The organism is Microbacterium azadirachtae (assembly GCF_000956505.1).
Taxonomy (GTDB): domain Bacteria; phylum Actinomycetota; class Actinomycetes; order Actinomycetales; family Microbacteriaceae; genus Microbacterium; species Microbacterium azadirachtae_A.
In genome coordinates, this window is the sequence record NZ_JYIX01000031.1 from 56,952 (window position 1) to 75,369 (window position 18,418).

General features: G+C 70.5%; 13 protein-coding genes. 7 read left to right on the plus strand and 6 right to left on the minus strand.

The genetic code is table 11. The features are described from left to right. The first annotated feature begins 156 nt into the window (after positions 1 to 156). The 3 genes from RS86_RS06680 (at position 157) to RS86_RS06690 (ending at position 3,819) form a co-directional block, all read left to right on the plus strand. Positions 157 to 1,284: a thiamine pyrophosphate-dependent dehydrogenase E1 component subunit alpha gene (locus RS86_RS06680; protein WP_045271450.1), complete on the plus strand. Its 1,128-nt coding sequence runs from the start codon at positions 157 to 159 to the stop codon at positions 1,282 to 1,284. Then, positions 1,281 to 2,285, plus strand: a complete 1,005-nt coding sequence (locus RS86_RS06685; protein WP_045271451.1) for an alpha-ketoacid dehydrogenase subunit beta — start codon at positions 1,281 to 1,283, stop codon at positions 2,283 to 2,285. Before RS86_RS06680 ends, RS86_RS06685 begins: the two co-directional genes overlap by 4 nt. 130 nt (positions 2,286 to 2,415) lie before the next feature. Then, positions 2,416 to 3,819, plus strand: a complete 1,404-nt coding sequence (locus RS86_RS06690; RefSeq protein ID WP_045271452.1) for a dihydrolipoamide acetyltransferase family protein — start codon at positions 2,416 to 2,418, stop codon at positions 3,817 to 3,819. 26 nt (positions 3,820 to 3,845) lie between these two features. Here the strand turns inward: RS86_RS06690 and RS86_RS06695 are convergent, their stop codons facing one another. After that, complete coding sequence (locus RS86_RS06695; protein ID WP_045271453.1) at positions 3,846 to 5,057, minus strand: ROK family protein; 1,212 nt, start codon at positions 5,055 to 5,057, stop codon at positions 3,846 to 3,848. Between the two features lie 149 nt (positions 5,058 to 5,206). Between RS86_RS06695 and RS86_RS06700 the strand changes: the two genes are divergently transcribed. The 4 genes from RS86_RS06700 (at position 5,207) to RS86_RS06715 (ending at position 10,074) form a co-directional block, all read left to right on the plus strand. Continuing rightward, complete coding sequence (locus RS86_RS06700) at positions 5,207 to 6,511, plus strand: ABC transporter substrate-binding protein (RefSeq protein WP_045271528.1); 1,305 nt, start codon at positions 5,207 to 5,209, stop codon at positions 6,509 to 6,511. Further along, positions 6,508 to 7,419 (plus strand): carbohydrate ABC transporter permease, encoded by a 912-nt coding sequence (locus tag RS86_RS06705; protein ID WP_045271454.1) that lies wholly within the window; start codon positions 6,508 to 6,510, stop codon positions 7,417 to 7,419. The genes RS86_RS06700 and RS86_RS06705 overlap by 4 nt, the downstream gene beginning before the upstream one ends. Further along, complete coding sequence (locus RS86_RS06710; protein WP_045271455.1) at positions 7,419 to 8,330, plus strand: carbohydrate ABC transporter permease; 912 nt, start codon at positions 7,419 to 7,421, stop codon at positions 8,328 to 8,330. Before RS86_RS06705 ends, RS86_RS06710 begins: the two co-directional genes overlap by 1 nt. A gap of 64 nt (positions 8,331 to 8,394) precedes the next feature. Beyond that, complete coding sequence (locus tag RS86_RS06715; RefSeq protein ID WP_045271456.1) at positions 8,395 to 10,074, plus strand: glycoside hydrolase family 13 protein; 1,680 nt, start codon at positions 8,395 to 8,397, stop codon at positions 10,072 to 10,074. 100 nt (positions 10,075 to 10,174) lie between these two features. On the opposite strand, the gene RS86_RS06720 is transcribed toward RS86_RS06715, so the two are convergent. The 5 genes from RS86_RS06720 to RS86_RS06740 all read right to left on the minus strand — a co-directional run bounded on the left by RS86_RS06720 (position 10,175) and on the right by RS86_RS06740 (position 18,418). Continuing rightward, positions 10,175 to 12,967 carry a PIG-L family deacetylase gene (locus RS86_RS06720; RefSeq protein WP_052680117.1) on the minus strand — a complete coding sequence of 931 codons (2,793 nt, stop codon included), beginning with the start codon at positions 12,965 to 12,967 and terminating at the stop codon, positions 10,175 to 10,177. A 183-nt stretch (positions 12,968 to 13,150) separates the two neighbouring features. Then, positions 13,151 to 14,029 (minus strand): ROK family protein, encoded by an 879-nt coding sequence (locus RS86_RS06725; RefSeq protein WP_052680118.1) that lies wholly within the window; start codon positions 14,027 to 14,029, stop codon positions 13,151 to 13,153. A 20-nt stretch (positions 14,030 to 14,049) separates the two neighbouring features. Next, a complete protein-coding gene (gene argH / locus RS86_RS06730; protein ID WP_045271458.1) occupies positions 14,050 to 15,555 on the minus strand; it encodes an argininosuccinate lyase in 1,506 nt (501 codons plus the stop codon). Positions 15,556 to 15,590: 35 nt separating this feature from the next. Next, positions 15,591 to 17,333: an ABC transporter permease gene (locus tag RS86_RS06735; RefSeq protein WP_045271459.1), complete on the minus strand. Its 1,743-nt coding sequence runs from the start codon at positions 17,331 to 17,333 to the stop codon at positions 15,591 to 15,593. After that, complete coding sequence (locus RS86_RS06740) at positions 17,333 to 18,418, minus strand: ABC transporter ATP-binding protein (RefSeq protein WP_045271460.1); 1,086 nt, start codon at positions 18,416 to 18,418, stop codon at positions 17,333 to 17,335. The genes RS86_RS06735 and RS86_RS06740 overlap by 1 nt, the downstream gene beginning before the upstream one ends.

Genomic DNA, 18,418 nt, shown 5'->3' on the forward strand with positions numbered 1-18,418 from the left:
TCCCACGCAAAAAGCTAGGGGGACCTGGCATTAATGCGTGGGACACCTGGATATCCGCGCACCCGCATGCGTCCGTGGGGATCGTCACAGCGGGCCGGTGATCGTTTGTGCGCACCCTCCACTGCGAAGGCGGAAACCTCGGTTAGCGTAGACAAGGTGACTGACGCCGATATCCCCACCGTCCGCGTCCTCGATGCCGACGGCCGCTTCATTCCGAGCCCCGCAGCGGAGGAGTATCTGCCCCTCATCGAGGCCCTGCCCGACGGCGACCTCGAGCAGTTCTACCGGGACATGGTCGTGATCCGCGCGATCGACACCCAGGCCACGAACCTGCAGCGCCAGGGCCAGCTCGCCCTGTGGCCGCCGAGTCGCGGACAGGAGGCCGCCCAGGTCGGATCCGCCCGCGCCGCCCGTCCGCAGGACACGCTCTTCCCCTCCTACCGCGAACACGCGGTCACCCGCATCCGCGGCGTGGATCCGATCGACATCATCAAGCTCATGCGCGGGACCTCGAACGGCGGCTGGGATCCGACGGATCCCCGCAACGGCAACACCCGCATCTACACGCTCGTGCTCGGCTCGCAGACCCTGCACGCGACGGGCCTGGCGATGGGGCTCGTCTTCGACGGCAAGTGCGGATCCGGCGACGTCGACCGCGACCAGGCCGTGATGGTCTACTACGGCGACGGCGCCTCCAGCCAGGGCGATGTGCATGAGGCCATGGTGTTCGCCGCGAGCTACCAGACCCCGGAGGTGTTCTTCCTGCAGAACAACCACTGGGCGATCTCGGTGCCGGTGAAGACCCAGTCCCGCGTTCCGCTCGTCCAGCGCGGCGCCGGCTACGGGATCGAGTCGGTCCGCGTCGACGGCAACGACGTGCTCGCGAGCTGGGCGGTGACCCGCCGCGCGCTCGATGAGGCGCGCACGGGCGGCGGGCCGCGTGCGATCGAGGCCGTCACCTACCGCATGGGCGCGCACACCACGAGCGACGACCCCACGAAGTACCGGGGCAGTGACGAGGAGCAGGAGTGGTCGCTGCGGGATCCGATCGCCCGCATGCGCGCGTTCCTGGAGAACAGGGGAGCCGCCGGATCCGTCTTCGACGACGCCGAGGCCGAGGCCGCGGACGCCGCCGAGGATCTGCGCGTGCGCACCCCCGAGCTCGCCTCGCCGACCGCCGAGGCGATCTTCGACCACGTCTACAGCGATCCGCATCCGCTCATGGCGGAGCAGAAGGCATGGCAGGCGCAGTACGAGGCTTCCTTCCAGGAGGGTGACCGATGACCACGGTGGACACGACCAGGACCGGCATCGAGACGATGCCCTTCAGCAAGGCCCTGAACGCGGGCCTGCGCAAGGCGATGGAGGACGACCCGCGCGTCATCCTCATGGGCGAGGACATCGGCCCCCTCGGCGGGGTGTTCCGCATCACCGAGCACCTGCAGCGCGACTTCGGACCGCAGCGCGTGCTGGACACGCCGCTCGCCGAGTCGGGCATCGTCGGCACCGCGATCGGCCTCGCGATGGGCGGGTTCCGTCCCGTCATCGAGATCCAGTTCGACGGCTTCGTCTTCCCCGCCTTCGACCAGATCACCACGCAGCTCGCGAAGATCACGGCCCGTCATGGCGGTCGGATCTCGATGCCGATCGTGATCCGGATCCCCTACGGCGGGCACATCGGCGCGGTCGAGCACCACCAGGAGAGCCCGGAGACGTACTTCGCGCATACCCCGGGCCTGCGCGTGGTCTCGCCGTCGACCCCGAACGACGCGTACTGGATGATCCAGGAGGCGATCGCGTCGAACGATCCCGTGATCTTCCTCGAGCCGAAGAGCCGGTACTGGCCCAAGGGCGAGGTCGACCTGTCGGCCCCCGCGCTCCCGATGCACGCCTCGCGGGTTGTGCGCCGCGGCTCCGACGTCACGCTGGTCGGACACGGTGCGATGGTGTCGACGCTGCTGCAGGCCGCCGCGCTCGCCGAGGCCGAGGGCACGAGCTGCGAGGTCGTGGACCTGCGCTCGCTGTCGCCGGTCGACTATGGGCCCCTCCTCGACTCGGTGCGCTCCACGGGCCGCATGGTCTATGCGCAGGAGGCGCCGGGCTTCGTGAGCCTGGGCAGCGAGATCGCGGCGACCGTCATGGAGCGCGCGTTCTATGCGCTCGAGGCGCCCGTGCTGCGCGTCTCGGGCTACGACACCCCGTTCCCGCCCGCGAAGCTCGAGAGCACCTACTTGCCGGATCCGGACCGGATCCTCGAGGCCGTCGACCGGTCTCTCGCCTACTGATGTCTTGTCCGGTCGTCGAGCGTCCTTCGTCTCGCTTCGCTCGCTCGGGAACCGGAGCCGTGTTGGTTCCTGAACGAGGAGCCCAGCGACGAGACGAAGGACGCCGCCGTCGTGTGAAAGGATCCCGACCATGAGCACCCAGACCTTCACCCTCCCTGACGTCGGGGAGGGCCTGACCGAGGCCGAGATCGTCACGTGGCGGGTCGCCCCGGGCGATGCCGTCGCGGTCGATGACGTGATCTGCGAGATCGAGACCGCCAAGTCGCTCGTCGAGCTGCCCTCGCCGCATGCCGGCACGGTCGGCGAGATCCTCGTGCCCGAGGGGAAGACGATCGACGTCGGCACCCCGATCATCACCTTCGTGACGGGCGCGGCCGAGCCGGCCGCCCCGGCGGCGACGCCCGAGGCTCCGGCCGCGGAGGAGGGATCCGGATCCGTCCTCGTCGGGTACGGCTCCGGTGCGGAGGCCACCTCGCGTCGTCGTCGCCCCGCCGAGCGCCCTGTACGCTCCACGGTCGGCGTGATCGCGAAGCCGCCGATCCGCAAGCTCGCGCGCGACCTCGGCGTCGACCTCACCCAGGTCGCCCCGACCGGTGCGGACGGCGAGGTCACCCGCGACGACGTGATGCGCCATGCCGAGCAGGCGAGCGTGTTCCGCAACATCCAGACCCCGGAGTGGGGCGACGTGCGCGAGGAGAAGCTTCCGGTCCCTGAGCGAGCGTCCTTCGTCTCGCCTTCGGCTCGCTCAGGAACCGACGAAGGGCCGGTGGGCCTCGCCCGCGGACTCGCGCCTGCCCGCCCTTCGACAGGCTCAGGGGCCGGTGCCGACGAGAGCCGCACCGAGTCCATCCCGGTCAAGGGCGTCCGCAAGGCGACCTCCTCCGCGATGGTGCAGAGCGCCTACTCCGCGCCGCACGTGACCGTGTGGAAGGAGGTCGACGCCTCGCGCACGATGGAGCTCGTCAAGCGGCTCAAGGCCTCGCCCGACTTCGCCGACGTCAAGGTGTCCCCGCTGCTGATCATGGCGCGCGCCGTGATCTGGGCCGTGCGCCGCACCCCGATGGTCAACGCCGCCTGGATCGACACCGCCGACGGCGCCGAGATCGCGGTGCGCCACTACGTGAACCTCGGGATCGCCGCAGCCACGCCGCGCGGCCTGCTCGTGCCGAACATCAAGGACGCGCAGGACCTCGGCATGCGCGACCTCGCCCGTGCGCTGAACCGCCTCACCGCCACCGCGCGCGAGGGCAAGACCACCCCCGCCGAGCAGCAGGGCGGCACCATCACGATCACCAACATCGGCGTGTTCGGGATGGATGCGGGCACCCCGATCATCAACCCGGGCGAGGCCGGCATCGTCGCCATGGGCACGATCAGCCAGAAGCCGTGGGTCGTCGACGGAGAGGTGCGCCCGCGCTGGGTGACCACCGTGGCCGGATCCTTCGACCACCGCGTCGTGGACGGCGACGGCATGAGCCGCTTCATCGCCGACGTGGCCGCCGTGCTCGAGGAGCCCGCGCTGCTCGTGGACTGAGGGATCTGGCCCCTCCGGGATCCGGCTCAGCCGCGCAGCCGCTGCGCCACGAGCCGCGGCAGGCCCACGGTCCTGGCTGAGGCCAGGGCCGTGGAGACCGCGCCGGCGAGCACGATGTCGGCGCCGAGGTGCGAGCGCAGGATCGTCGGCGCCGGCAGGTCCAGCAGCGGGCGCAGCACGTCGCGCGCCGCGTCGAGCACGGGTTCGATGGCGTCGGCGATCGCGCCGCAGACGATCACGCGCTCCGGGTCGTAGGTGCTGCCGAGCACTGCCACGACGCGCGCCAGGTACTCCCCGGCGCCGCGCACGACCTGCGCCGCGTCGGGGTCTCCGGCGGCGGCGAGGGCGAGCACGCGATCCGCGCGCAGGCCGTTCGCGACGAGCTCGGCCAGGGCGCCGTCGGCCGCGACCTTCCCGGAGGCCAGCAACTCCTGGGCGATCCGCGTGATCGCCGGGCCGAGTCCTTCGGCGGACCCGACACCGCGCACGTGGTCCAGCAGCACCATCTCGCCCACGCCGCCGTGCGCGCCGTGCAGGATGTGCCCGTCCACCACAGCGCCGGCGCCGAACCGCTCGCCGGCGATCAGCGCGATGTAGTCGCGGCAGCCCACGGCCTGGCCCAGGTCGCCCTCGGCGGCGGCGGCGAGCACGGCGTCGTTCTTGATCTCGACCACCGGTGCCCAGCCGGCCAGCACCTCGGCGAGGCCGGGGTTGGTGCGCTCCCAGAAGCCGTCGGGGTGCGGCGGGGACGAGCCATCCCGCGCCACGGGCGCCGCGACGCCCGCGCACAGCGCGAGAACGCGGTCGCGGGGCACGCCGCTCGAGGTCAGAGCCGCGTCGAGGTGGCGGAGGATCGCCGTGCGGCGCTGCCCGACGGTGTGCTGCGGATCCAGGTCGGCGCGCACCTGCGCGAGCGGGGCGCGCGCGAGGTCGGTGACGGTCACGCCCAGGTGCGTGTCGCCCGCATCCAGCGCGATCACGGCGCCGAGGTCGGCCGGCAGCTCGAAGCGCCGGGCCGGGCGTCCGGCCGAGTACTCGCCGGCGTCCCGGGCGTTCGCGAGCTCGCGCACCACGCCCGTCTCGACGAGCGTGTCGATCGCATCGATCGTGGTCGACCGCGTGAGCGAGGCGCCCGCCATGGCCTCCGTGGCGGTGAACGGACCGCGTCCCCAGGCGAAGTCCAGCACCTGACCAAGGCTCGGCCTGGTGGCGCCGACGTCGGCGGCGGATGTCGACATGATGCTTGACCTCTCGGGTGGACCTCTGTCAGAGTAACCCTTGTCCGAGTTGATTCGGACACAAAATCTAATCTCCGAAACAAGGATCCGCCGGTCGTGCCGAGATGCGCACGACGACCCGGAGCCCGTCGGAAGGGATGAGGACGAAGGTGTCTGCACCACGCACGCGGATCGCGAGGGCGCTCGCCGGCCTCGCCGCGCTCGCCGTCGCCGGGGGAGCCCTCGCCGGCTGCGCCCCGACCGACGGGCGCGAGACGATCCGCTTCACGTTCAGCAAACGCGAGGCGATCGACTTCATGACGAAGAAGGTCGCGGAGTACAACGCCTCGCAGTCGAAGGTCAGGGTCGTGATCGACACCTCGGGCGTCGACGTCGTCTCGGCGAGCTTCGTGCGGGGCAACCCGCCGGACCTCATGCTCGCGAACTACAACATGGAGGTCGCGCGCTTCGTCTCGCGCTGCGCGCTCAGCGACTTGAGCGGCACGAAGGCCGCCGGCGAGATCGCCGCCACCTACCAGCCGCTGCTCGATCAGTACGGCACCTGTGCGGGCCGCACCAGTGCGCTGCCGTACTCGGTCATGGCGGCGTCGGTCATCTACAACACGCAGATCTTCGCCGAGCACCGCATCGCCGTGCCGAAGACGTGGGACGAGCTGATCGCGGCGTGCGACGAGCTGAAGGCCGCCGGCGTCACGCCGTTCTACGCGACGCTCAAGGACGACTGGACCGTAGGTCAGGGCTGGTACGACTACGCGGCGGGCGGATCCCTCGACGTGCTCGACGTGTTCCAGAAGCTGAACGCCGAAGGGGCGAAGGTCGGACCGGACTCGGCGACCTCGTTCTCCAAGGACTTCGCCGCGCCGATGGCGAAGATGCAGCAACTGCTCGGCGCCTACGTCAACAAGGACGCGGCCAGCCGCGGCTACGGCGACGGCAACCTGGCCTTCTCGAAGGGACAGGCCGCGATGTACCTCCAGGGCCCCTGGGCGTTCAGCGAGATCGCGAAGACCGCGCCCGATCTGAAACTCGGCACCTTCCCGCTGCCGATGACGGACAGCGCCTCCGACCTCAAGGTGCGCGTCAACCTCGACCTCGCCGCGATGATCCCCGAGGGCTCGCACCACAAGGCCGCCGCGAGGGACTTCCTCGAGTATCTGTACCAGCCGCAGAACATCGAGGCGTACAACGCGTCGCAGCTCGGGTTCACCCCCACCACCTCGGCGCCGGCGCCGGACGACCCTCGCGTGGCCGGGATGATCCCGTACGTCGACGAGGGACACATCTACCAGGGGCCGTCCGTGCTCGTGCCCAAGACCATCCCCGTCTTCAACTACGCGCAGGCCATGGCCCTGGGTGCGAAGCCGCAGACCACCCTCGCGACCATGGACGCCGACTGGGCGCGACTCGCGTTCCGCGCCCCGGCCGCCCGTGACACGAAGGGAGCAGCGCAGTGAGCACCACGACCGCGATCGTCACCCAGGGTGACCGCACGGTGCGCCGCAGCGCGCGGCGCGTCGAGCCGATCTACTACCTCTTCCTGCTGCCGAGCCTGATCCTGTTCACGCTCGCGATCACGGTCCCTGCGGCCATCGGGATCTTCTTCAGCTTCACCGACTCGATCGGCATCGGCGACTGGAGCTTCAACGGGGCGACCAACTACCTCGCGGCGTTCAGCGATCCGGCCATCCTGCAGAGCTACCTGTTCACGTTCGGCTTCTCCCTCGCCACGGTGATCGTGGTGAACGTGATCGGCTTCCTGCTCGCGGTCGGCCTCACCTCGCGGATCCGGTTCAAGACGGGTCTGCGCACGATCTTCGTGATCCCGATGGTGATCTCGGGCATCATCATCGCCTACGTCTTCAACTTCCTGTTCTCGAACTCGATCCCCGGGCTCGGGAACGCGACAGGGCTGGAGTGGCTGCAGACCAGCATCCTCGCCAACCCCGACCTCGCCTGGGTCGCGATCGTGATCGTGACGGCCTGGCAGGCGATCCCCGGCACGCTGCTCATCTACATCGCCGGCCTGCTCTCGGTGCCCGGCGAGGTGTACGAGGCCGCCGCGATCGACGGGGCGTCGAAGACCCAGCAGCTCACCCGGATCACGGTGCCGCTCGTGTTCGGCTACGTGGTGATCAACGTGATCCTCGGGTTCAAGGGCTTCCTCAACGCCTACGACATCATCATCGGCCTCACCAACGGCGGCCCCGGCACCGCGACGCGCAGCGTCGCGATGACGATCATCGCCGGTTTCAACGGCGGCGACTACGCCTACCAGATGGCGAACGCGACCATCTTCTTCGTCGTCGCCATCCTCATCTCCCTCCTTCAGCTCTCGCTGACGCGCGGAAGGAACGCCCTCTGATGTCGACCCAGACCCTGCTCGCGACCGAGGCACTCACGACCGAGTCCCTCACCACCGGATCCGCCCGTGGCCGCCGGCGGCGCGTCCGCATGGAGCGCGTCAACTGGTCGGGCACGATCATCCTGATCCTGTGCGCGATCACCGTGCTGCTGCCGCTCTACGTCACGATCTCGATGGCGTTCAAGACCACGAATCAGGCGGTCGACGGCAACGCGTTCTCGCTGCCCGCCCCCTTCTCGATCGACGGCTTCGTGCAGGCGTGGAACCTCACGACGTTCCCGGTCGGGGCCGGCATCTCGCTGTTCGTGACCGCGGGCACCGTGGTGCTCACGATCGTGCTGGCGGCGTTCGCGTCGTATGCGATCGTGCGCAACTGGGACCGGAAGCTGTTCCGGTACTCGTTCTTCTACCTGCTCGCCGCGATGTTCATCCCGTTCCCCGTGGTCGCGCTGCCGCAGATCCAGCTCACCGGGCTCGTGCACCTGGACAACCCGTTCGGCGTGGTCATCCTCGCCACGATGTTCCAGCTGAGCTTCAGCGTGCTGCTGTTCACCGCGTTCCTGCGCTCGATCCCGCTCGAACTCGAGGAGAGCGCCCGCATCGACGGCGCGAGCACCTGGCAGACGTTCTGGCGGATCATCTTCCCGCTGCTCGGCCCCATGAGCGCCACGGTCGGCATCTTCGCCTTCCTCTACGCCTGGAACGACTTCATGATGCCGTCGCTGATCATCTCGGATCCGGCCTTGCAGACCCTGCCGGTGAGGCAGAACCTGTTCCAGACGCAGTTCAGCAACAACTACAACGTGTCCTTCGCCTCGTACCTGATGGCCATGGCCCCCGCGATCGTCGCCTACCTGTTCACGCAGCGCTGGGTGATGGAGGGCGTGACCCAGGGCGCCGTCAAGGGCTGACCCCGAGCCTGTCGACGGCCCGGCGCCGAGACCTCCCGAACCGCAAACCCCAGAAGGGAACCCCATGACCGATGCAGTCCTCACGACCGACACCCTCGTGACCGGATCCGCCGACGCCGCCTGGTGGCGCCAGGCCGTCGTCTACCAGGTCTATCCGCGCAGCTTCTCCGACACGAACGGCGACGGCCTCGGCGACATCCGCGGTGTCGTCGAGAAGGCCGACTACCTCGCAGGCCTCGGCGTCGACGCGGTGTGGCTGAGCCCGTTCTACCCGTCGGAGCTGGCCGACGGCGGCTACGACGTCGCCGACTACCGCGACGTGGATCCGCGTCTGGGCACCCTCGCCGACTTCGACGACATGATCGCCGCCCTGCACGCCCGCGGCATCAAGGTGATCGTCGACATCGTGCCGAACCACTCGTCGGACCAGCACGCGATGTTCCAGGCCGCGCTCGCCGCGCCCAAGGGCTCGCCGGAGCGCGACCGCTACATCTTCCGCGACGGGCTGGGCGAGAACGGGGAGCTGCCGCCCGCGGACTGGACGAGCGTGTTCGGCGGCGCCGGCTGGGAGCCGGTCGGCGACGGCCAGTGGTACTTCCACTTCTTCGCCACCGAGCAGCCCGACTTCAACTGGGACAACCCCGACGTGCACGCGGAGTTCCTGAGCACGCTGCGGTTCTGGTCGGACCGCGGGGTCGACGGCTTCCGCATCGACGTCGCGCACGGACTGAGCAAGGACCTGCCGGACGTGCTGCCGAGCCAGGCCGAGCTCGACGCGATGGACACGACCGACGGTCAGCACCCGATGTGGGACCGCGACGCCGTGCACGACATCTACCGCGAGTGGCGGCAGGTGTTCGACGAGTACGACCCGCCGCGCATCGCGGTGGCCGAGGCGTGGGTGGCCACGGCCGAGCGCCGCGCGAAGTACGCGACCCCGGACGGGCTCGGCCAGGCGTTCAACTTCGACCTGCTCGAGGCGGACTTCGACGCCGCGCAGTTCCGGCACATCGTGACCGACAATCTCGCGCAGAGCGAGGCGACCGGATCCAGCTCCACCTGGGTGCTCTCGAACCACGACGTCGTCCGTCACGCCACCCGCTACGGCCTGGCGCCGCTGAACGGACGCGACGTCAAGCAGGGGTCCGCGTGGATCCTCGCCGGCGGTCCCGCGGACCAGGTCGACCTGGAGCGGGGCGGACGCCGCGCGCTCGCCGCGTCGCTGTTCCTCCTCGGCCTCCCCGGCAGCACCTACCTGTACCAGGGCGAGGAGCTCGGCCTGCACGAGGTCGCCGACATCAAGGCCGAGGACCGGCAGGACCCCGCGTTCTTCCGCGGCGCCGACCCCGACCGCGACGGGCTCGGCCGCGACGGCTGCCGCGTGCCGCTGCCCTGGGCGCGCTCCGGATCCTCGTTCGGGTTCGGCGCCGCCGGCGCCCACATCCCGCAGCCGGCCTGGTTCGCGGACTACGCGGTCGAGGCCGAGGATGCGGATCCGGCGTCCTCGCTGAACGCCTACCGGCGCGCACTCGCCCTGCGCCACGAGCTGCAGACCGGCGAGAGCCTGGACTGGATCGAGACGGGCCGCGACGACGTGCTCCGCTTCGTCCGCCCGAACGGCTGGCAGGTCGTGACGAACTTCGGCACCGAGCCGTTCGCGCTCGCCGCCGGCGAGGAGCCGGTGCTCGGCGCGCTCGTCGACGGCGCGGTGGCCGGCGAGAGCACGGTCTGGCTGCGCGGCTGAGCGGATCCGCCTCCGGAGGATCCCGCCCTGCGGGATGAGCCACCGGTGGGCGGACAGGGGAGGGGCCGACGCGAATGATCGCGTCGGCCCCTCCGTTCGTTCAGCGGGAGCGCCCGCCCAGCGGCGCGCGGGCGGCGGAGACGCCGCTCTGCGACTCGAAGGACACGGCCAGCACGGGAGAGGCCGGCGTGCCGGTGAGGCTGTCGCCCGTGCCGCTCGCGGTGGTGCTGACCGGGAAGCCGACGTCGGTCCGTCCAGAGCCCACGGCCTTCTCGGTGCTGCCCAGGACCTTGGCGCCGTCCCAGAGGAACACCCGGGCCGTGCCCGCCCGCGGGGTCTGCAGCGCGACCTTCGCGATGCCGCCCGAGACGGAGGACGAGAGCACCTTGAGCGCGTGGTCCGCCTTCGACGATCCGCCGAGGGGCACCTGGTCGCCGGCGGACTGCAGGATCGACTGCGGTGAGGCGACCGACCGCGCCGCGGTGTCGGGCAGCGTCGGATCCTTGGGGCCGGCACCCGCGTCGGCGATGCCGTCGAGCGTGATGATGCCCCAGCGCCACGGATCCGCCCGCATGCCGGGGAACGTCGACCAGCCGACGCGGTTCTGCGCGGCCTTGTTCTGGGTGTCCGAGTCGTTCACGACCACGTTGAACCCGACGTGGGCCGGGTCGAGGTTGTCGGGCAGCACTGAGAACGGGATCTTCACCTCGAGGTCGTAGCCGGCGTACTCGGCGGCGGTCGGCGCCATCCGGACCGCCACCTCCATACCGGGGGCCGTCACGGCCGCCTCGCCCTGCCAGTTGTCCCTGTCGCGGCCCACGCCGGGTGCGCCCGTCATGGTGTCCATCGAGGGCATGATGCCGCCGATGAAGGTGTGCGCGGTGTTGGGCGCGTCCCCGCGGGGGTCGACGTAGATCTCGACCGAATCGGTGCGGCGCTGGCGCTTGTTGTCCGCGGCCGGGAGGATCGTCCCGCGGATGTCGTCGGCGACCGAGATGAACAGGTAGAGGTTCGCGTCGTCGTGGGTGATCCAGGTCTTCGCGCTGATCGAGGCGGTGGTGCCGCCCATCGGGGATCCGTCCCAGATCGTCTCCACCGGGATCGGATCGCCGGGGTACTCGTCGTCCCGGCGCACGCCGTCCAGCACGGGGGCGACCTCGGCGCGCTGCACCGCATAGGCGGGCACGAGGTTCATGGTGACCGATCGGGCGGCGGTGCCGGCATCGCTCACCGCGCGGACGGTCACGGGCCAGTTGCCGCCGTTGCTCGCACGGTTCGCGGTGGGGATCGCGGTGTCGGTGTTGGCGACGTCGAAGGTGAGCGTGGCGGTCGCCCCGGCCCCGAGCCCCGCATAGGGCAGTTCGGCCGGCGATGCGGCGAACCCGGCGGGGAGCTCCAGCGAGACCGAGCCGGAGCGGACCTGGTCGGAGAAGTTCTGCACGATCACGTCCAGCGGACGCGTGCGGCCCTGGCCGACGGGGAACAGCTCGGGGACGAGCACGTCGAGGTGCTTCATCCCGAGTCCCGCGGTCCACTCCCGGAACAGGCGGATCTCGGGCAGCGGGCTGATGGTCGCCTCGACCGCCCCTGCCACGCGGAGCGGGGCGAACGTGGTGCCGGAGGCGCCGCCCGCGGTGAGCGTCGCCTCGACGCGCGCCTGGGTGCCCACCGGGTCGGATCCGGCGGTGACCTGGAACGTGAGGCGCTGGGATCCGCCCTTCTTGAGCGCGCGCACGGACTGGGATCCGCTCACCGACCATCCGCTCGGGACCGCCAGCGTCACGGCGCCGCCCGCGAGCTTCGCGTCGTCCGGCGCGGTGATCGTCACATCGACGGCGAGGCTCTGACCAGCGACCGCCTCGAACCGCGCGGGGCGCACGTCGATGAGGGTGCCGAAGGGGAGGCCGCCGTCGATCGGCAGCGCAGCACCGCGCAGGGCGGCATCGCCGCCGGAGCGGGGGTCCGCGAGCGGGGTGCGGGAGTGGATGACCGTGAACCACGAGGTGGAGATCTTGGCGGGGTCGGTGGGGCTCGCGGCCATCTCGGCCCAGCCCTGCGTGACATAGGCCCAGCGCGCGAGGTCGAGCATCTCCGACCAGCGGCGGCCGTTGCGGGCGCTGGGGGTGCCGTTCCAGCAGCCGAAGACGACGTCGGATGCGACGGACGGGGTGTAGCCTGCGGCGACGCCGCCCTCGCCGTTCGCGCCCGTGCCGTTCGCGCCGGCGCGGAGGATGCGCCGCGGCTGCCAGGCCGCGAAGCCCTCGGCGAGATGCTCGGGGAAGCGGCTGGGGTCGCCGGCCGCGAGGTAGGCCTCGACGGCGAACATCGCCGCCTGCTGGTGGTTGCCGTGGTTGCCTTCGACGGCCGACGGGTTCATCGTGACGATGACATCCGGCCGGGTCGCGCGCACCACGCGCACGATGCGGCCGAGGACCGCGTCGCCACCCCAGACCTGATGCGACAGCGGCGCGCTCGCGGTGTAGTAGAAGTCCAGGCCGTCCAGGTTGAAGACGTGCTCGATGCCCGCGTAGCCGACGGCCTTGCGCTCCTCGGCCTCGCGCATCATGCCCAGCGGCGGCCCCTCCTCGAGCCCGACGGCGTTGCCGCCGCCCTCGCCGCGGGTGACCGTGATCACGCCGGCCTTCACGTCGAAGAACTCGTTCCACTGACCGAACACGCCGAGGTTGCCCGCCTCGTCGTCCGGGTGCGCCCCGATGAACAGCACGTTGAGCTTGACGGCGCCGCCCGGGGCCGCGAGCGCCTGTTCCGCCGCGCTCAGCGGCGAGACCTGGAAGGCGGCGCCGGCCGCGGCGGCGACGCCGAGCACGCCTCCGGCCTTGAAGAGGGTGCGGCGGGACATCGCGCGCTGGGACAGGGGGAGTCGATCGTCCATGAGTCGTCCTTCCGCGCGAGCGGACGTCGACGTCACGTCCCGCGCATTCGGTGGAGAGGGGAAGCGATACTTTCTTTCTGTGTAGAAATAACCGCTAACAGCAATTCCACAGGTGCCGGGGATGGGCGTCAACGCCGGAAAATATCTCCGCCGCCGCGTCCCTTGCGGAACGGGCGGCGGAGATCACGCCTCTACGGCGTCGTCCGCGAGCATCACCGCGCCGCGCAGCGACGCATCGGGCCCGAACTCGGAGAGCAGCAGTTCCGGCGCATAGGGGAGGGCGGATCCGAGACGCTCCGACAGCGGCCGGAACAGGGCGGATCCCGCCCGGGTCATCCCCCCGCCCACGACGATCCGCGACGGATCGCAGGTGAGCGCCGCGGTGATGAGATGCCGCGCGATCTCGTCGACCGTGCCCGACCACATCTCGTCGGCTGCGGGGCTCGTGCCGAGCGCCGCGATCAACCCGGGGACGTCGGAGGCGGGTACGTGGCCGTCGGCCGCGACCCTTCTCTCGAGACCGCTGCCGCCGGCGAACTCCTCCAGGGTCGGGACGCCCGCGCGCCACTCGGACACCGCGCCCACGATGCCGTATCCGATCTCGCCGGCGGCACCGTGGGCGCCGCGGAGCACCCGGCCGTCCAGCACCGGGGCGATCGCGATGCCGGTGCCGAGATTGACGTAGAGCCCCACCCTCGTGCCCCGCAGCGCGCCCGCTCTGGCCTCCGCCAGGGCGGCGGCCTTCACATCGTTCTCGATCGCGACCGGGACGGCTCCGAAGGCGTCCCGGAAGCGGCCGGCGAGGTCGAGCTCGGACCAGCCGATGACGTTCGGGGCGAGGTCGACCCTGTCGTCGAACACGATCCCCGGAGTCGACACCCCCACCGCGTCGACGACTCCTGGCTCCGCCAGGCGCGCGGCGGCCGCGAAGGTCCGCTCGAGCACGCTGACGGCGGGCTCGTCCGGGCCGATCCGCAGGCGCTCGTCCCTGCGCGAGCCGTCGGCGGACTCCACGCGGAGCGCGACCTTGGTGCCGCCGAAGTCGATTCCGAGAACGCTCATCCGGCGCGACATCCGCCCGATCACGCCTGAAGGGCGGCCGTCGCCTCGACCAGCCGGTCGGCGACGGCGTCGAGGTGATCGCGCTTGGCGTCGCGCCAGCGGCGCAGCTCCTGCTCGGTCTCCTGCCGGGCTGCGGCCATGCGGGCGACCTCGCTCGGGGCGGCGCCGCCGGTCGACGTGCGCACGGCGACGAAGTTGTCGGCGTCGAGCGCACGGGCGACGTCGTCGGTCGTGAGGGGGACCTCGCGACCCGTCACCTCCTGGGCGACCTCGCGCACGCGGTCGGTGGAGACGGACCGCACGTCGGTCATCCCCGCGGCGTCGGCCTCGCGGACGATCCGGGAGACGACGGTGTGCGCCTGGGTGAAGGTGAGCCCTCCGTCGCGCACGAGCGTGTCGGCCAGCTCCGTGGCGTTCGCGAACGACGCCAGTGCGCGCTCGCGCATCACGTCGGTGTTCACCTGGATCGTCCCGAGCACGCCGGTCAGCAGGTGCAGGACGTCGGTGAGGGTGTCGACGGCGCGCCACGCGTACGGCTGGAGGTCGTCCTCGGTGTCGACGATGTCGCCGAACGGGGTGTTGTGCATCATCGTGAGCACGGTCGCCGCGCTCGCCGACGCCGCCGACAGCAGGGACCGGGAGTGCTCGATGGAGACCGGGTTGCGCTTCTGCGGCATGATCGAGGAGATCTGCACGTAGGGGGCCGCGACCCGGTACAGGCCGAACTCCGCCGTGCACCAGGTGAGGAAGTCGACGCAGCTGCGCCCGGTGTCGATCGCCATGAGCTGCAGCGCGATCGCGGAGTGCGCGATGTAGTCGGTCGCGGCGACGGCGTCGTAGGAGTTCTCCACCAGCCCGCCGAAGCCGAGCAGGCGCGCCATGTTCTCGCGGTCGATCGCGAAGCCGGTGCCGGTGAGCGCCGCCCCGCCCATCGGCGAGAAGTCGAGGCTCTCGTACGCCTGCTCGACGCGGCGGATGTCCCGCCCGAGCACGTCGGCGATCGCCAGGAAGCGGTGCCCGAGCACGGAGGGCTGCGCCGGCTGCGTGTGGGTGTGCTCGAGGGTGAGCGTGTCGGCATGCTCTGCGCCGAGCCGGATCAGCGTCGCATAGAGCTCGCCGGCGGCGTCGAGCACCTTCAGCAGCTGGCGCCGCATGACCATGCGGTACAGGGTCATGCCCATGTCGTTCCGGCTGCGCGCCGTGTGCAGGCTGCCGGTGACCTCTCCGCCGATCCGCATGAGCTCGTGCTCGACGGTGAAGAACAGGTCCTCGAACTCGCCGGTGTACTCGCTGGCCGCGAGGGCGCCCAGGTCGAGCCCGTCGATGGCCGACGCGATGGTCGCGGCCTCCGCATCGCCGAGGATGCCGGCGTCGTGCAGCATCACCAGGTGCGCCCGGTGGATCTGGATCATGGACGGCAGCAGCATCCGCTTGGCCTCGTTGTACGCGGGGCGCAGCACGGCCGTGGTGTAGCTCTCGCCGGGGAAGGATGCGCCGTCGCGCTGGACGATCTCGTCGCGGTTCATTCTCTATCTCTCTCTGAAGGGTCTGTGGGCGGCGGTCAGAAGGCGGGCGTCGCCGCTTCCCTGGCTTCCATGCGCCGGGTGACGATCAGCACGACCAGCACCAGGAGGACCTGGATCATGCCGTACACCGAACCGGTGCCGATGTTGCCCTGGTAGTTCTCGTTGTTCACCGCGATCGACAGGGGGATCCACTCGGGGGTGTAGATCAGGATGCTCGCCACGAACTCGCCGACGCCGTCGACGAACGCCAGCAGCGCACCGGCCATGATGCCGCGCGAGATGAGCGGCAGCACCACGCGGCGGAACGCGTACCACCAGCTCGCGCCGAGGCTGCGGGCCGCATCCTCCAGGTTCGGGTCGAGCTGCGAGAAGGACGCGACGGTGGATCGGAAGATCAGCGGGTTGAACCGCACGAAGTACGCGAGCGGAAGGATCGCGAACGTGCCGACCAGCACCTGCCCGAAGGCGAAGGGCGAGGGACTCGAGAACGCGGTGATGAGGTTGATGGCGACCACCGTGCCCGGCAGCGCCCAGGGAAGCATGATCGCGATGTCGAGCGCGAGCTTGCCGCGGAACCGCATCCGGCTCATCACGTAGGCCGCGCCGGCGCCGAGGATCATGGCGCCGCCGACGGCGATCACGCTCATCAGCAGGGAGTTGGTCACCGGGCGCCAGAACTCGAAGCCGCTGAACAGCTGGCCCCACCACTCGAGCGTGTACTGCGTGGGCAGCGCGCTCATCCGCCAGCCGCCCTTCGCCGTGACCGAGAGCACCGCGATCATGAGGATCGGCAGCACCAGGAACAGCGTCACGGGGACGGCGACGACGAAGAGCAGCACCCGGAGGGGCGTGGAGGCCACGGTCGACCGCTTGCGTCCGCCGCCCTTGGACTGGGTGCGGTACACCTTGCGCTGCTCGTAGGAGCGGATGATCGCGAGGAACACGATCGAGATCACCGCGAGCGTGGTGGAGATGATCGACGCGAGTCTCATGTCGCCGTTGGTCTTGGCGATCACGATCTGCTGGGTCATCACGTCGGTGTACTGGAAGAGCAAGGGGGCGGTGTACGACGACATCGCGGACATGAAGGTGATGAGCGAGCCCGCGACCAGCGCCGGCGTGAGCATGGGCAGCACGACCTTGGCCCAGATGCGCGCGGTTCGCGCCCCCATCGAGGCCGCCGCCTCCTCGAGCGACGCGTCCGAGTTCGCGAGCGCCGCCGAGACCGTGAGGAAGAAGTAGGGGTACATCGTCATGGCGTGCACGATGAGCACGCCGGCGACGCCCTGCAGCCAGAAGGCCTTCTGATCGACGCCGAAGAGCTCGTGCAGGGCGAACGGGATCCGTCCGCCGACGCCGAACAGGAGCTTGAACGACCACACGCCCATGAGCGGGGGCAGCGCGATCGGGAGCAGCGCCAGCACCTGGAACACGCGTCGGCCGGGGAACTCCCAGCGCGTGAGCAGGATCGCCACGCCGGTGCCGAGCACTCCCGCGCACAGCACGGACAGCAGCGACAGCACGATCGATCCGCCGATCGCGGAGGTCTGCGTGGGGTTGGCGAAGAAGTCGCCCCAGGCCTTGAACGAGAACCCGAGGATCTCGGCCTTGTCCTGCGAGACGCTGCGTCGTGCGGTCGCGATCATCGGCCCGATGACGTAGCCGAGCAGGACGACGAGCAGGAGGGCGAGGGTGAGCGCCGTCGACCAGCGTCGGCGGATCCAGGACGGGCGCTTCGACGGCCCGACGACGCGCTGGGCGTTGGTGAGCGTGACCATCAGCTGTCCGCCGGCACGCAGTACGCGGCGTCCTCCGGCAGGACCACCCGCAGGGCGTCGCCGCGCGTGGGGCGCATGTGGGACCCGGTGAGGTCGACCTTGATGCGGCCCACCGCGGTGTCCAGCTCGCAGGAGAGCGAGTGGCCGATGAAGTCGACGTCCGCCACCGTGCCGGAGACGGCGTTGGCGTCGTCGGCGGCGCCGGCGAGGCGGACGTTCTCGGCGCGGATCGTCGCGATCACGTCCGATCCGACGGCGAAGTCGACGCCGGGGGCGGCCGAGCCGGTGCGCACCGCGAGAGTGCTGCCGTCGGACAGTGTGAGCTCGGCGCGGCCGCCGTCGCTCCGGCGCACGGTGGCGCGGAGCAGGTTGTTGCGTCCGAGGAATCCGGCGACGAACGCGGTGAGCGGCCGGCTGTACACCTCGTCCGGGGTGCCCACCTGGTGCACGACGGCCGTGTTCATGACGGCGATGCGGGTGGACATCGCCAGCGCCTCCGCCTGGTCATGGGTGACATAGACCGAGGTGATCCCGGTCTCGGCGTGCAGGTCGCGCAGAGCGCTGCGCATCTCGAGTCGCAGCTTCGCGTCGAGGTTCGACATCGGCTCGTCGAGCAGCAGGAGCTGCGGACGGAAGACGAGCGCCCGGGCGAGCGCGACGCGCTGCTGCTGCCCGCCCGAGAGCTCGTCCACGCGTGCATTCGCCTGGGCCGAGAGGCCCACCTGCTGCAGGACGTCGGAGATCCGACGGGCGGCCTCGGCCTTCTGCACCCCGCGCACGTCCAGCCCGAAGCCGACGTTGCGGCTCACGGACATGTGCGGGAAGAGGGCGTAGTTCTGGAACACCAGGCCCACGTCGCGCTTGTTCGCCGGAGCGTACGTCACATCACGATCGTCGAAGTGGATCGTGCCGCTGTCGGGTTCCTCGAACCCGGCGATCATGCGCAGCGTCGTCGACTTGCCGCAACCCGACGGGCCGAGGAGGGTGAAGAACTCCCCGTCGTCGATCGTCAGGTCGATGCCGTTCACGACGGTGCCGGAGCGGGCGAACGATTTGCGGAGCTGGTGCAGAGAGACCGAGACCAT